Here is a 14,585-nt window from a genome sequence, read left to right as displayed (position 1 = left end):
GTTCATTGAATATGCTTTAATGCCTCTATTGCTGTATATTGAGATTTTCGTTCAGTTACATTCCAAAGCGTAAGGATAATGTTCTCCACTTAGCCTATTCAACATTAGAATTTTTCGTATACAAATCCATCAACTTTTCAAATATAAGCATTCATCTAGCCCCTTCATTAACTAACAATAGGCCCTTCGATAATTACTAGCACTAAAATACCGCTTCGTATAATGTTCTCGAGAAGACAATTATGATAACATTATAGTCTAAATCACACGAGGAGTGAGCACAAATAAAACAGGTACAATTAATTAGAGACTTACCAGGAACAAACTTTATCAAAGGAACAACATTTTTCATAATCGCGGAATCAGAATTTTTAGGTATCAAAAATTTTGTTCTTCAAGCTGAAGGATTGCAAGGGAAAATGACCATTACCGAGGAAGAGCTGAAAAATAAATTTGTTTCTTCCAAACCATTTATCTAGCTTCTAAAAGAACATAATCCTTTTAGAAGCATATTTTATTTACAGACAAAATATCGATAACTTATCATGTGCTGTGACAGAGGATATATTTTCCTTTATAATACAAATTAGTAAATCATTAACTTGGAGGTTTTTATGAAAAACATCAAATGGAGTAGGCTTATTATTTGTTGGCTGATGATGTTTGCGTTGTTCGTTTCTTTTTCCCTGCCCTCTAATGACGCTTATGCTGCGTCCTCTACAAAGGCTAAGGTGATAACGAAAACATATAAGAGTAAACAGTTTTTAAAATACCCTCAAGTCTCTGGATTAAAGAGCACCTCCGCTCAAAAGAAAATTAACAGTGTTCTTTTAAAGCATATTCAAGGGTCCTATAAAAGCTATAATCAACTAAAAAAGGATATGGAAGAACTTCAAGGAGATCCGCTATGTAAAGAGTACCCGTATGCTTGTCAATATGATTACACAACAAGCTATAAAGTGAAATATAATAAAAACGGAAAAGTCAGTATTCTTATCTTTGACTGGATGTACGCAGGCGGTGCACACGGTTCCGGTTTAGTCACAAGCTATAATTTCAATTTAAAAACAGGAAAGCACTATACACTGAGTGATACTCTTACATCCAAGGCAAAGTATACAAAAGTCACAAAATATGTAAAGAGTTATATGTCGAAACATCCAGACATCTTTTTTGAGAGCTATATATTAGATGATTTTAAAGTCGATAAAAACACCCAATTTTATTATACAGATAAAGGGATTGCTTTAATTTTCCAAGAATATGAAGTAGCCCCTTACGCAGTAGGCAATCCAGTTATTCACGTACCAAGTACAGTTTATAAATAAGGCATATAAAAAAGGTGCAAATCCTAGGTTTGCACCTTTTTTATCGATTTATTCACTTAAAAACTATTACAGTGATTCATCGATGTAATTCTTGTAATTTATGCTCGATATTTTTAGCCCCATCTGATAAATAAGAAATTTCTTCATCTTGGTTTGAAACTAGTTCTAGTACATCGTGAAGGCTTTGCTTGTTTGTTTCTGTCATACTTACACTTTCTTTAGCTTTAGCTTCTACCTCCTGCATCATTCCTTGTACAGTCAAAATAAAGTCTTGAAGATTTTCTGTTTTTTCTATCAAATTATTCATGTATACATCCACATTATTAAAAATAGATCTAACTTCTTCCATACCTTCTCTATTTTTATCAATAGATTTTTGAGATTCAGCAATCGTATTGGATGCTAAAGAGACTCTTTCCTTGATGGACAAAAGAAGTTGTGAAATGGATTCAGAAGATTCTTTTGAAGATTCAGCAAGTTTTCTAACTTCATTAGCCACTACAGCAAAACCTTTTCCTGCATCACCAGCTCTCGCCGCTTCAATGGATGCATTTAAAGCTAATAGATTCGTTTGAGCGGAAATATCAAAAATGGTTTGAATAATTTTTTCGATATTTTCCGTTTCTAAGTGTAACTCCTGCATAAAGTGAATCGTTTTTTGAATGCTTCCATTAAAATTTTCCAGGTCACTTCCAAGATTATCGATTCTTTTTTCACTCTCTTTTGTTGCTTCTTGTGTGGAATCAAGATAATCATTCATTTCACTAATAGATTTCGTCATATCTTCTACTTGCAAGTTTGTTGAATTAGTTCCAGCTACTAATTCATTCGATTGTGCTGTTTGAACATCAAATGACTGAACAATTGTTTTAATAGATTCTATAATCTCCGTTGATTGTAAACTTGCTTGTTCTGTTGTTTTGTTTAAATCGTCTTGATAAGATTTCACGGAATCTAATGAACTACTAATTTTATTTAAAATATTTTCCGTAAATTCTTTGGCTTGAACCGCTTCTTCTCTTTGGAATTCTATCTCTTCCTGCATTTTATTATTAAACATAGAATGCATAAAAGAAGCGATAGATATAAAACAGAAAGTAAGAATATAATACAGTAAGTCTTGATAATTAGTTGAGTGAAATATGACCTCACCCTGTGTAACAAAATAATAGATTAAAATGCCTAATGTAAAAACAAGAGTAAGAATATTTATCAGTTTATCTTGATAAATCCCCATAACTGCTATAAAGAAAAACATAAACATAATATTAATCATGTGAGGGTCTAATGAAAGAATCGTAAACCAAAATACCCCGATAATAATAAGGTTAAAATATTTCATTGGGACAGCCAATTGCTCTTTAAATTTTGTCTTATTCGCTATAAAAGTAACAGGGGCCAGTATCCCTCCTAAAATTCCAATTACAGACATGACAAAACTTAAAGGTATTCCTAAGCTAAAATTCAATAACTGAAGAACAGCTATTGTCCCTCCAAAGACCAAAACTACCCAATTATTTCTTTTTTGTAATAACTCAGATTTGCTCATATAAATACACCTTTTCTCATTTCATTTGGTCTTGTAAACCATGAAAATTTTTCATCTTCTATATTGTCATAAGCCTCTTTAAGATGTAATAGTGCTGGAATAACCTCTGCACCTTTGTACCATATTTTCTCTTTTACTTGAATCGTTCTAATTTGATATGTATTGTTAAAAGAACGAAAAACAGCCGGATCACTAATACCAATAGCATGTGTATATCCATTTTTTTGAGCGTAATCAATCACTAAACACATAATTTGACGCCCAAGTTTCCCGCGATATTGGGGTAACACGGCAAAACTATCTATTTCCATAACTCTCATATCTTTTTGAATAACATCATTAAATAATTCCTTCATAATAGGTGCGGTGAATCTTGAATATGAAGTAAACTCGAATGTTCCACCCGGTACACCATCTTCTGCATAAATAAGATAAAGGTCTGAGCTTTCTTTCCCATATTCCATATCAAACCCTTTTTCATCCCAAACAGATTTCTTGATTTGATGAAATAGGTCTCGCTCCTTTTGACTCTTTACAAGTTTGTACATAAAAAACCTTCCCCCCCTTTTTAAGTTTTAACTTGTTGAATTTGCTATAAATCACCTAAAACCCCTCTTCATTTAACTATTTATGTATAATATATAGAAAAAAATAAAAGGCAATTTATACTCTATATAAAATCTATGCTAACTAAGTGTATATTCTTATTTCTTTACTCTTTTCAGAGTATAAACCTTATTTATTACTTTATAAACCTTATCAGAAGCTAATTTTTCATGACTTTTTACCCATTTTATTTATTTTCTTAAATAATTAAATTCTAATTCTATATTATTTAAGTACTAACAGGGTTCATTTGATGAAGCGAAATATTTCTATTTTTCCACTGACGATTTAAAGGCTTTCATAATAGGAATCCATTTTATTAATAAATAAAGCTATTGCCTAAAAATATGAAGAAGCTCTTATGCAACAGATAATTCAAGTACTAAGTAAAGTTTATCCATGCATAAAAAAGGTGCAAACCCGAGATTTGCACCTTCTTACATCTATACAATTAGGACATGTCACAGCAATTCAAGAAATTCATAAATATCCTCATATAATTGTTCACGTTCTGGGCCTAGCGTTATAATATGGCCAGATTCTTCGTACCACTTCAGCTCTTTTTCATATGAATTAACACCGTTATATATATTGTTTACACTCTCTAAATTAATAGTATGATCTAGACGTCCTTGAGCTACAAATAAAGGAGCAAACACTTGATCTAAGTTTTCTTGCACATCCAAAATAAAATCTCTAATTGTTAAAATATTATTCATAGGAACCTTTTGAAACTCCGCCATTTCAGCCTCAATAGTTTCCTCACTTTTCCCTTCAAACTTTTTATAATTAGAGGCGTAATCAATCACACGCTTTTGCATCGCTTCGTCTTTTTTCTGATACATAGGAGAGCACATCGTAACAACTCCACTTACTGAGAAATTATAAGCTAACTTTAATGAAAACACGCCACCTAAAGATAAACCAACTGCAGCTATTTGCTCATATCCTTGACTTTTTAAAAACTGATACCCTTCTACTACACTTTGCCACCAATCTTCAACATTTGTCTCAATGAGCTCTTCTGGAGTAAGACCGTGTCCCTTATAAAGTGGAGCATAGCATGTATATCCTCGATCATTTAAATATTTCCCTAGCCTCTTCACATCCACTGTATTTCCAGTAAAACCATGCAATAAAAGAACGGCTCTTTCTCCGCCCTTATACATAAATGACTTAGGTGTAACAACTTTCATATATAAACGTCCTTTCTTCTTACCCATTTTGCATATTCGATAAAAGCAGACGACTGCTAAATTACTTCTTTTTTATCATTTCCCAAGATATTATTTCGATATATTTTTTGATAACCCAATGTAAAATACTACATCCCATCATTACCTGTCAATATCTTTTTCCTTTAGTCTCGACAATTTAAACAATATTAAAAACAAGAAATGTAGAAACTAAAAATATTTGTTTTTATTTGTAGTATTACTTATAGCGTACACCTATAAACACGATTTGCACGCGGCTCCTTTATATTGGACACCAAATGTTTAAATAAAAATAGCCTCTAGGCATGACCTAGAAGCTATTTTTATTCACTTCTTATTTCCTAAAAAAGCACGTATCATTGTTCCTACAAACATAATACCTGCCCCACCTAATAAAAGAACTAAAAATGTGTTTTTTTCAATAACGTCTAGCGGGTAAAGCAAACTACTAAAAATCAGTAAAGCACCAAGCCCCGATATAATCCAGCCAAGTTTATTCAAGTTGTCTTCATCCTTTATCAAAAGTATTCATATCTATATATCTTACACCAAGTTTATAGAGTTTCAATCATTTCGTCCTCTTTTCGGTTTTAAAAGAAAGGCTATGTTTTAAAATATTGTTGAAAATTAAGCGATTTTAAGGAAAGCCCTTTGACTTCCCTTAATTCGCCCTTTAATAATAATGCATAAGCACTTAAAGGCCTTAATGAATGGTTACACATAAGCCGTATCAATTAACCATTCACTATTTCTGATTTTTATGCAATTGTAATTATAGTTCTTTTTGACATTTTACCATTATAAATTTAAATGGAGGTTTATTTTCCATATTCTTATGTGGCTCAACAACTTCCGAAAATTCTATCAGTCCATATTTTCCAAATTCTTGTTTTATCGAGTCAGAATCATAAAAAAACATTTTTACCCCTTCCATTATCTCGAAATAGTCTTTATCCAGTTGTTTTCCCTTTCCAAACATTGGGGCTTCTTTAGAAATAGTAGTAAAAACCATATATCCGTTTGGCTTTAATTGATCATAGCAATCTTTAATAAACTTATCTCTCTCACGATTATTCAATAAGTGAAGAAGTGCATAACAAAATATACCATCATAAAGTTTGTTATCAAAAGGCATATCGGTTACTGAACCATGAAAAATACTAATATTAAGTCCATTTTGCCTTGCCAATTCAATTGCTGTTTTTGAAATCTCAATACCTGTTACATGTATTCCGTTGTCAATAAAAACCTTTGCATTTCTACCGTATCCAATACCAGGAATCAATATATCCTTAACTTTCTTTTCAAGGAAAAAGTCCTTTGTCAAGATTGCGGAGTCTGAAGGCTCAAATCCCCACATCATTTGATTTTCTATAAAGCTTGATTCCCAAAATTCTGTCATACCTCAATCTCCTTTACAAATATTAGCTCTCTTTCTTTAAAATCTGCTGTTTTTGTATAAGCATAGGCTACATTACATTGAACCATAAAGTTCTTTACCTTTATTGCTTCTTTATCATTTTCAAACAGTTCAAGTCATTTGAATCAGTACATATAGTTACAGTTATAACACCATTAAACCTATTCATTATACCTCTCTTTTTAACCTGCTTACCTCTTTTACGAGATTTTCTTAGCCTTTTAGAAGGTTTTGTACCTTTAAAACTTTCAACAGAGCCTGTACCAAAAAATACTCTTATGCAGTCAAAAATTTTATGCCTCTATCTAAAAGAAACTTGTTGCTATGTTAATTTCACGAAATTATATCAAATTTCAACATTGATTTAAAACATAGATAAAAGAAAAAGAACAGGATGCTTAAAACCGCATAAGTAAGAAGTGAAATGGTCTGCTAATTCAAAAAACTGACCTGCTTATATAAGCCAGGTCAGTTTGATAATTTCTTCTTATCTCCACCACGTATCATATACATGAATCGGTTCATTTCGTTTATGTTCCGTCTTTGTGTACCAGTTTTCAATAATTTCCGCTGCTTCTATGCGAATGTCTTTGCCTTCTAAATAATCATCGATTTCCTCATAGGAAACACCTAATGCCGCTTCATCTGGTACTAACGGTTTGTCATCCTCAAGATCCGCTGTTGGTACTTTTAAATATAAACGTTCAGGAGCTTGTAAATATTTCAAAATTTCTCTACCTTGTCGTTTATTTAAACGGTAAAGTGGAACTAAATCAGCTGCTCCGTCACCAAACTTCGTAAAAAATCCAGTTACTGCTTCTGCGGCATGATCGGTCCCCAGTACAACGCCTTTATAAATACCTGCTAAATCGAATTGTACTTTCATTCGCTCACGTGCTTTTGTATTACCTTTTAAAAAGTTTGATAATTTCTGGCCAGAAGCTGTTTCAACCGCTTGTATTGAAGCGTCAACAGCCGCTTTAATATTTACCGTCACATTCACACTTGGCTTAATAAATTGTAAAGCCACCTGACGATCATCTTCATCTGCTTGTACACCATAAGGCAGACTCACTGCAATAAATTGATATTCATTTGTATTCTTTTCTTCATTTAATTCATTCACTGCTGTTTGAGCGATATAACCACATAAAGTGGAATCCTGTCCTCCAGAAATACCAAGTACAAAACTTTTGATAAATGAATATTTCTTTGCATAATCTTTCAGCAAATCCACACTTTTTCTGAATTCTACTTTAGGATCGATTGTAGGCTGAACTAACAGTTTTTTAATAATTTCTGACTGTAAAGGACGCATCTACTTACCCTCTTTCTGCATTATTTAGATACCATTTTGGCTTGTACTTCTGCGATGTTTCTCATTTTATTATCCCAACATTTCTGACTTAAATCGACTGGATACTCTTCCGGATTTAACGCGCGTAAGTATTCTGGCCAAAGTACTTGTAAATTCTGCTTACAAAAAGCTTTAATGTCCTCAATGGCTGGCAATTCATAAACTAATATACCATCCTCATAAATATCTTCATGCAAATCGACCGCATCAAAATCAGTCACAAATTTACTAAGGAATGTATGCACTGGATGAAACATCTTTAATTTCTCTTCTTCTTGCGGCTTTTCATCCTCCATCGTCAAGTAATCACCTTCAGCATGGTGGTTAATTTTATTAATAATTCGATAGATGCGCTTCAGCCCTGGTGTAGAGACCTTTTCTGGATTAGATGAAATTTTCATCGTATCCACCAGTTCACCATGTTCTTCTTCCATCGCCACCATTTTATAAACCGCTCCTAGCGCTGGTTGGTCATAAGCTGTAATAAGCTTCGTTCCGATTCCCCAAACATCAATACATGCACCCTGCTGTTTTAAATTGATAATAGTATATTCATCCAAATCATTAGAAGCGACAATCTTTGCTTCAGGAAAACCAGCTTCGTCTAACATTTTACGTGCTTCTTTTGATAAATAAGCAAGGTCGCCGCTATCTAAACGAATGCCAATAAAGTTAATTTGATCGCCTAATTCCTTAGCGACTCGAATCGCATTTGGAATACCCGAACGAAGGGTGTCGTATGTATCGACTAAGAACACACAATCTCTATGTGTTTTCGCGTATTTATGAAAGGCTATATATTCATCTTTATACGCTTGAATCATTGAATGAGCATGTGTCCCTGAAACAGGAATTCCAAATAACTTACCTGCACGAACATTGCTTGTTGAATCAAATCCAGCAATATATGCCGCTCGTGCTCCCCAAATAGCCGCATCCATTTCTTGAGCGCGACGTGAACCAAATTCAAGCGCTGGCTCATCCCCAAGCACTTGCTTAATACGTGATGCCTTCGTTGCAATAAGTGTGTGATAATTCACAATATTAAGCAGAGCAGTCTCAATAAGCTGAGCTTCTCCAAGCGGTGCCTCCACTCGTAACATCGGCTCATTCGCAAAAACAAGTTCTCCTTCTTTCATACAACGTAAGTTTCCTGAAAAACGCAGCCCGCTTAAGTACGTAAGAAATGCTTCATCGTACTCCAATGTTCGTAAATAATCGATATCACTTTCTGTAAAACTGAAATGTTCTAAAAAATGAACGATTTTCTCCAGCCCTGCAAAAATAGCATAGCCACTCTTAAAAGGTAATTTTCGAAAATAAACTTCAAATACGGCCTTTCGATTATGAATGTTATCTTCCCAGTAAGATTGAACCATATTAATCTGATAAAGATCAGTGTGTAATGTATAGCTGTCATCGGTATATTTCGTTGCCATTTGATAGTTCCTCCCAAAAGAAATGCAAGCCGCTCCTCTTTTTTCATGTTGCTATGTTTATAAACTGAAACTTCCATCAGTAAGGAGGCATTTAGCCTCCACTGATGGTTATTGAACCAATCAGACCTTTACCAGCAATTGTCTCCCACTTTCCTTCTTTATTCTCTCAAAATCTTGAAGTGGGAACTACTGCCCATTAAGTGTGAAATAAAATCGTTGCTCCAAACGTGCCTTTAAAATGTTCTAATGTCCTATAATGAACATTCGTATTATTTTTATCAGTTTCATATACCTTCTATAAAATGCGAATTGTGAACTTTCTTCAAGTAATGTTTATAAACATGAATGATTTCAAGCTTATTTCTTTTCATTAGTAACACTTTATTAGAAACGATTGAGCAATCGTAGTTACCATCCGTGATTGCATTCAAAAATAAACTATAAGTATAAATATGTAATTACACACTATCTTACTATATTTGCTTCTTATAATACAAGAAACCAAAAAAGTTTAATTGAATTCTTATCCTTTTCCATATAAAAAACCTACCAAAACTGGTAGGTTTTTTATAGATTCATAATTTAAACTGGATATACTCCATGTTTTCGATCAGTAAATGTTAACTGTTTGCTATTATAAGCTGCAAATCGACTTGTTAATTCTGCACGTAAATCATTTGGCGCAACAATTGCATCGACAATCATTTCAGATGCTAAACGGTAGATATCGATATCTTGATTATATTCTTCTCGTTTTTGCGCAATAAAAGCACCGCGTTCATTCGGTTCTAAAGCGTTTATTTTATTCGCATATACTGCATTCACTGCAGCTTCAGCTCCCATTACTGCAATAAAAGCAGATGGTAACGCAAGACAGCAATCTGGTTCAAAAGCAGGGCCGGCCATCGCATATAATCCAGCACCATATGCTTTTCGTACGACGACGGAAATTTTCGGTACAGTCGCTTCGCTCATCGCTGAAATCATTTTTGCACCATGACGAATAATACCTGCTTGTTCAACCTTTGTTCCAATCATAAATCCTGGAATATCAGCTAAGAATAGAAGCGGAATATGGAAAGCATCGCATAGCGTAATAAATTTAGCGGCTTTATCCGCTGAATCATGGAATAACACGCCACCCTTTACACGAGGTTGGTTAGCAATAATCCCGACCGGCTGCCCATCAATACGGGCTAACGTCGTAATCAATTCAGGCGCAAACAATTTCTTAATTTCGCAGACTGAATCTTCATCGACAATGCGATTGATTAGATCGTGCATATTAAATGGAGCATTCTGATTAGCTGGAATAATGTCTGCTAATGTTTTTTCAAAAGAAGCAGGTGCTTTGGCTTCTACTGGTGTCGGTTTTTGTTGATAATTCGTTGGGAAATAGCTTAAATAGCGGCGAGCAAATGCAATTGCTTCTTCTTCTGATTTAGCAAGCACATCTCCACATCCAGAAACTGAGCAATGCATTTTCGCTCCGCCCATTTCTTCTTCCGTTACCTTTTCACCAATAACCATTTCAGCCATTCGCGGAGAACCTAAATACATGGATGCATTGCCATCGACCATGACAACGATATCACAAAAAGCAGGGATATACGCACCACCAGCAGCGGAAGGACCGAACAATAAGCAAATTTGCGGTACTTTTCCAGATAGCTTCACTTGGTTATAAAAAATTCTTCCAGCACCACGGCGACCTGGGAACATTTCGATTTGATCCGTAATACGTGCTCCAGCAGAATCAACTAAATATAAAAGAGGAACTTGTAATTTTTCCGCTGTTTCCTGAATACGAATGATTTTTTCAACCGTTTTAGCTCCCCATGATCCTGCTTTTACAGTAGAATCATTAGCCATTACACAAACCGTTTGGCCGTTAATTTTCCCGATGCCTGTTACAACACCATCAGCTGGCAGCCCTTCACTTGTACAATTAGCAAAAAAGGCATCCTCTATTTCAATTCCTTCGTCAAATAATAACTCCAAGCGTTCACGAACAAATAGTTTACCTTTTTCTGCATTTTTTTCATGATATTTAGTAGAACCACCTTTTTTAATTGTTTCCACAATATCATTCAGTGTAGTTTTCGTTGATTGTGACATGCTAATCCCTCCGCTTTTTTAAAAGATAGGAAAATATAAAACTTTCAATTTGGTGTCTAGATTCAAGCGTTACCGACTCAAAGTCATAAGCTAACTTCTTCGAAAGACAACTTATGTATCTGTCAACGATTGCAGACGCCTTACGCTTTTCTTAATTCCCTGTAAAGACTGGCTTTCGCTTTTCTTTAAACGCGGCCAGACCCTCTAATCGGTCGTTAGAACGAATCGTCGTATTGTATTGAATTTTTTCAATAGCTAATCCTGCTTCTAATGAAACATCTAGTCCTTCATTAATAGCCGCTTTAGCTGCGCGTAAAGAAAGCGGAGCATTTTCAGCAATTTCCTGAGCGAGTCTTTTCGCTTCTTCTATTAGCTTACCTTGCGCCACCACTCGACTAACGATTCCAAGCGAATTGGCCGTATGTGCATCAATTCTACGCGCTGTATAGATTAATTCTTTTGCCGCAGCAACCCCGATAACACGTGGCAAGCGCTGTGTTCCACCTGCGCCAGGGATAATGCCCAGCGCCGTTTCCGTTAAGCCCATTTTCGCTGTTTCTGAAGCTAAGCGCAGATCACAAGCTAAAGCGAGCTCCAGCCCTCCTCCAAATGCAGCACCATTAATAGCGGCAATCACAGGAACCGGAAAGTTTGCTAGTTTTGTAATTGTGCTTCCAATCAGTTTGACTGTCTCTTTTACCTCGGCTTCTTCCATACCAGCACGTTCCTTCAAATCAGCACCCGCACAAAATGCCTTCTCTCCTGCTCCCGTTACAATGACAGCTCGTAACTGAGAGTCAGTTTGTAGTTCAGCGATTGCTTCATTTAACTCAAGAAGCAATGCTTTTGATAAAGCATTAGCTGCTTCAGAACGATTTAACGTAATAATCGCAACACCTTTTGTTTCACGGTTCATTTCTATCAGCTTCATAGCTTCACTCCTCACTTACTAGCATTAAATACGGCCATCTGATGACTTGGCAGCGGCGTTTGCAAACTATTTTGAATAAGCAAACTCGCCTGCATAAGTTTCTCAGCATCAATTCCCGTCTCAATTCCCATCTTATCTAGCATATGAACAAGATCATCTGTCGCAACATTTCCACTTGCACCTGGAGCGTACGGACAGCCTCCTAACCCACCTAATGAAGCATCGAAAGTAACAATCCCGTACTCTAGCGATTTCACAATATTCGCAAGCGCCATTCCTCTCGTATCATGGAAATGAAGTGCGACCTTGCTTTTGTCATATCGCTTAAGAGCTACTTCAAGAAACTGCTCCACTTGCATAGGAGAAGCTACACCAATCGTATCACCGAGAGAAAGTTCGTGAATGCCGTAATCAAATAACTGATCACAAACACGCAACGCTTGCTCGACTGGCACATCTCCTTCATATGGACAGCCAAAAACGGTTGATACATATCCTCTTACCGTCTTTCCGTTTCGAATCGCCTCCTCAATAACTTCACGCAAAACAGGATACGTATCCGCTATTGATTTATTAATATTATTCTGATTATGCGATTCACTGGCCGACATAAAAACAGAAACCTCGTCAATATTAGCTTCTAATGCAGCTTCTAAGCCTCTCTTATTTGGAACAAGCGCCGCATACGTTACATCCGGATTTCTCTTAATGCCCTTCACTACCTCCATTGCATCACCGAGCTGCGGGATCCATTTAGGATTAACGAAAGAGGTCGCTTCAATGTAAGAAAGCCCTGTGTTAGATAAAGCATTAATCCAGTCTATTTTAACGTCTGTTGGAACAATCCGCTTTTCATTTTGAAGACCGTCTCGTGGGCCTACTTCCTTAATAATGATTTTCTCCGGCCATTTCAATTACATCGCCTCCATTTTATCGCAAATGAGCAGATAGTAAGCCCCCACTTCACCATTAAGAGAAGCGGGAGACTTCAACCAACACTCAGTATCTCTTCCCTAAAAGAAAATCTACTAAATGAACTTTATTCAATGATTGCTAACACGTCACCTTCATTTACAAAATCCCCTTCATTCACTTTTAGTTCCTTCACAGAACCCGATTGCTCTGCCGCAATAGGAATCTCCATTTTCATCGATTCTAAAATCACGATATCTTGTCCGTCTGTTACCGTTTCCCCTTCTCCTACAACCACCTTCCATACGTTACCAGCCATACTCGCTTTTAATTCTGCCATTTAAAATCCCTCCCTTAAACTGTAATTTTTTTAATATATTTATCAATAAAGTCTGTTGTTGTATCTCCATTTTTAAATGCTTCGTGAGCAGCGATTTCTTCCAGCAATGGAATATTTGATTTAATTCCTTGTACTTTATAGTGAGCCAGCGCCTCTTTTAACCTCTCAATCGCTTCGTTTCTCGTTTCTCCCTTAACGACTAATTTTGCAATCATTGGATCATAAAAATGAGAAACAACGGATTGATTATGAACAGCTAGCTCATGACGAATCCCTTCTCCATTTGGCAACTGTAAATCCGTAATTTTTCCTGGAGCTGGATAAAACGTTTTTGGATCTTCAGCATACACTCGTACTTCAATGGCATGCCCTTCTAGCTTTACATCGTTTTGCGTAAAGGAAAGCTTCTCGCCACATGCAATACGAATTTGCTGTTCTACTAAATCTAAGCCTGTAATTTCTTCGGTAACAGGGTGCTCCACTTGCAAGCGTGTATTCATTTCTAAGAAGTAGAAGTTTTGCTCATGATCTACTAAAAACTCAAGTGTACCAGCATTATAATAGCCAATTGCCTGCACAGCTTTTACGGCTGCCTCACCCATCTTACGTCTCGTTTCTTCACTTAAGAATGAAGACGGTGCTTCTTCGACGACCTTTTGATGACGACGTTGCACAGAGCATTCTCGTTCCCATAAATACACCGCGTTGCCAAATGTATCTGCTAATATTTGAATCTCGATATGTCGCGGCTGTAAAATGCGTTTTTCGATGAACATATCGCCGTTCCCAAAAAACATTTGTGCTCGCTTTTGATTTCCTTCAAATGCTTTAATTAGCTCCGCTTCATTATCCACCGATTGCATCCCAATGCCACCGCCGCCGGCAGAAGCTTTCAGCATAATTGGATAGCCTATTTGCTTCGCCACTTGAACAGCTTCATCCGCATCAATAAGCGGGCGGGATAATCCAGGAACAAGTGGTAAACCAGCTTGCTCCATCGTTTTTCGGGCTTCAACTTTGCTACCCATTTGTTGCATCACATCAGGACTTGGTCCAATAAAAATCAGACCAGCGCTTTGACATGAACGAGCAAAATCTGCATTTTCACTTAAGAAGCCGTAGCCAGGATGAACAGCATCTACCTTTGCAAGACTTGCAATCTCTAAAATCTTTTGGACATTAAGATAGCTTTGCTGTACTTGTGGAGCACCTAATAGATAGGCTTCATCCGCTTCAGAAACAAACGGTGCATCCGCATCTGCTTCAGAATAAATAGCTACCGTTTGAATGTTTAACTTTTTACAAGTACGAATAATTCTTCGCGCAATTTCCCCTCGATTAGCAATCAATATTTTTTGGATCATCATA

Annotated in this window: 13 protein-coding genes and 1 pseudogene; 1 reads left to right on the top strand and 13 read right to left on the bottom strand. The window is 36.0% G+C overall.

What is annotated here, in order from left to right; genetic code table 11:
- Positions 1–614: 614 nt before the first annotated feature.
- Positions 615–1,328, top strand: a complete 714-nt coding sequence (locus tag BAOM_RS09115; RefSeq protein ID WP_127760003.1) for a DUF3298 and DUF4163 domain-containing protein — start codon at positions 615–617, stop codon at positions 1,326–1,328.
- A gap of 76 nt (positions 1,329–1,404) precedes the next feature.
- Here the strand turns inward: BAOM_RS09115 and BAOM_RS09110 are convergent, their stop codons facing one another.
- The 13 genes and pseudogenes from BAOM_RS09110 to BAOM_RS09055 all read right to left on the bottom strand — a co-directional run bounded on the left by BAOM_RS09110 (position 1,405) and on the right by BAOM_RS09055 (position 14,581).
- Positions 1,405–2,877 (bottom strand): methyl-accepting chemotaxis protein, encoded by a 1,473-nt coding sequence (locus tag BAOM_RS09110; RefSeq protein ID WP_127760002.1) that lies wholly within the window; start codon positions 2,875–2,877, stop codon positions 1,405–1,407.
- The gene (locus BAOM_RS09105; RefSeq protein ID WP_127760001.1) at positions 2,874–3,425 is read right to left on the bottom strand and encodes a GNAT family N-acetyltransferase; all 552 of its coding nucleotides are present in this window, start codon (positions 3,423–3,425) and stop codon (positions 2,874–2,876) included. Before BAOM_RS09105 ends, BAOM_RS09110 begins: the two co-directional genes overlap by 4 nt.
- Positions 3,426–3,944: 519 nt before the next feature.
- On the bottom strand, positions 3,945–4,679 hold the full coding sequence (locus tag BAOM_RS09100; RefSeq protein WP_127760000.1) for an alpha/beta hydrolase: 735 nt from the start codon (positions 4,677–4,679) through the stop codon (positions 3,945–3,947).
- A 348-nt stretch (positions 4,680–5,027) separates the two neighbouring features.
- Positions 5,028–5,201 carry a hypothetical protein gene (locus tag BAOM_RS24300; RefSeq protein ID WP_164853172.1) on the bottom strand — a complete coding sequence of 58 codons (174 nt, stop codon included), beginning with the start codon at positions 5,199–5,201 and terminating at the stop codon, positions 5,028–5,030.
- Positions 5,202–5,472: 271 nt separating this feature from the next.
- On the bottom strand, positions 5,473–6,102 hold the full coding sequence (locus BAOM_RS09095; protein ID WP_127759999.1) for a class I SAM-dependent methyltransferase: 630 nt from the start codon (positions 6,100–6,102) through the stop codon (positions 5,473–5,475).
- Positions 6,099–6,421 (bottom strand): annotated as a pseudogene (locus BAOM_RS09090) (hypothetical protein); the annotation flags it as partial. The gene BAOM_RS09095 and the pseudogene BAOM_RS09090, both read right to left, overlap by 4 nt.
- A gap of 186 nt (positions 6,422–6,607) precedes the next feature.
- Positions 6,608–7,438 (bottom strand): ammonia-dependent NAD(+) synthetase, encoded by an 831-nt coding sequence (gene nadE / locus BAOM_RS09085; protein WP_127759998.1) that lies wholly within the window; start codon positions 7,436–7,438, stop codon positions 6,608–6,610.
- Between the two features lie 20 nt (positions 7,439–7,458).
- Entirely contained in the window at positions 7,459–8,916 is a 1,458-nt protein-coding gene (locus BAOM_RS09080; protein WP_127759997.1) for a nicotinate phosphoribosyltransferase, read from the bottom strand.
- Between the two features lie 582 nt (positions 8,917–9,498).
- Positions 9,499–11,034: an acyl-CoA carboxylase subunit beta gene (locus BAOM_RS09075; RefSeq protein ID WP_127759996.1), complete on the bottom strand. Its 1,536-nt coding sequence runs from the start codon at positions 11,032–11,034 to the stop codon at positions 9,499–9,501.
- Between the two features lie 151 nt (positions 11,035–11,185).
- Complete coding sequence (locus BAOM_RS09070; protein WP_127759995.1) at positions 11,186–11,965, bottom strand: enoyl-CoA hydratase; 780 nt, start codon at positions 11,963–11,965, stop codon at positions 11,186–11,188.
- An 11-nt stretch (positions 11,966–11,976) separates the two neighbouring features.
- Entirely contained in the window at positions 11,977–12,879 is a 903-nt protein-coding gene (locus BAOM_RS09065; protein WP_127759994.1) for a hydroxymethylglutaryl-CoA lyase, read from the bottom strand.
- Positions 12,880–13,004: 125 nt separating this feature from the next.
- Positions 13,005–13,217, bottom strand: a complete 213-nt coding sequence (locus tag BAOM_RS09060) for an acetyl-CoA carboxylase biotin carboxyl carrier protein subunit (protein WP_119118397.1) — start codon at positions 13,215–13,217, stop codon at positions 13,005–13,007.
- Positions 13,218–13,231: 14 nt separating this feature from the next.
- On the bottom strand, positions 13,232–14,581 hold the full coding sequence (locus tag BAOM_RS09055; protein WP_127762511.1) for an acetyl-CoA carboxylase biotin carboxylase subunit: 1,350 nt from the start codon (positions 14,579–14,581) through the stop codon (positions 13,232–13,234).
- Positions 14,582–14,585 lie beyond the last annotated feature (4 nt).

Source organism: Peribacillus asahii, from assembly GCF_004006295.1.
Classification (GTDB): Bacteria; Bacillota; Bacilli; order Bacillales; family DSM-1321; genus Peribacillus; species Peribacillus asahii_A.
Note: the sequence above shows the minus strand (reverse complement) of the source record. Positions and strands in the feature narration are given on the sequence as shown.

Excerpts from the sequence above, each read along its gene's own strand:
- BAOM_RS09115 (WP_127760003.1), top strand. The coding sequence starts at position 615 with ATGAAAAACATCAAATGGAGTAGGCTTATTATTTGTTGGCTGATGATG.
- BAOM_RS09110 (WP_127760002.1), bottom strand. The coding sequence starts at position 2,877 with ATGAGCAAATCTGAGTTATTACAAAAAAGAAATAATTGGGTAGTTTTG.
- BAOM_RS09105 (WP_127760001.1), bottom strand. The coding sequence starts at position 3,425 with ATGTACAAACTTGTAAAGAGTCAAAAGGAGCGAGACCTATTTCATCAA.
- BAOM_RS09100 (WP_127760000.1), bottom strand. The coding sequence starts at position 4,679 with ATGAAAGTTGTTACACCTAAGTCATTTATGTATAAGGGCGGAGAAAGA.
- BAOM_RS09095 (WP_127759999.1), bottom strand. The coding sequence starts at position 6,102 with ATGACAGAATTTTGGGAATCAAGCTTTATAGAAAATCAAATGATGTGG.
- nadE (WP_127759998.1), bottom strand. The coding sequence starts at position 7,438 with ATGCGTCCTTTACAGTCAGAAATTATTAAAAAACTGTTAGTTCAGCCT.
- BAOM_RS09080 (WP_127759997.1), bottom strand. The coding sequence starts at position 8,916 with ATGGCAACGAAATATACCGATGACAGCTATACATTACACACTGATCTT.
- BAOM_RS09075 (WP_127759996.1), bottom strand. The coding sequence starts at position 11,034 with ATGTCACAATCAACGAAAACTACACTGAATGATATTGTGGAAACAATT.
- BAOM_RS09070 (WP_127759995.1), bottom strand. The coding sequence starts at position 11,965 with ATGAAGCTGATAGAAATGAACCGTGAAACAAAAGGTGTTGCGATTATT.
- BAOM_RS09060 (WP_119118397.1), bottom strand. The coding sequence starts at position 13,217 with ATGGCAGAATTAAAAGCGAGTATGGCTGGTAACGTATGGAAGGTGGTT.
- BAOM_RS09055 (WP_127762511.1), bottom strand. The coding sequence starts at position 14,581 with ATGATCCAAAAAATATTGATTGCTAATCGAGGGGAAATTGCGCGAAGA.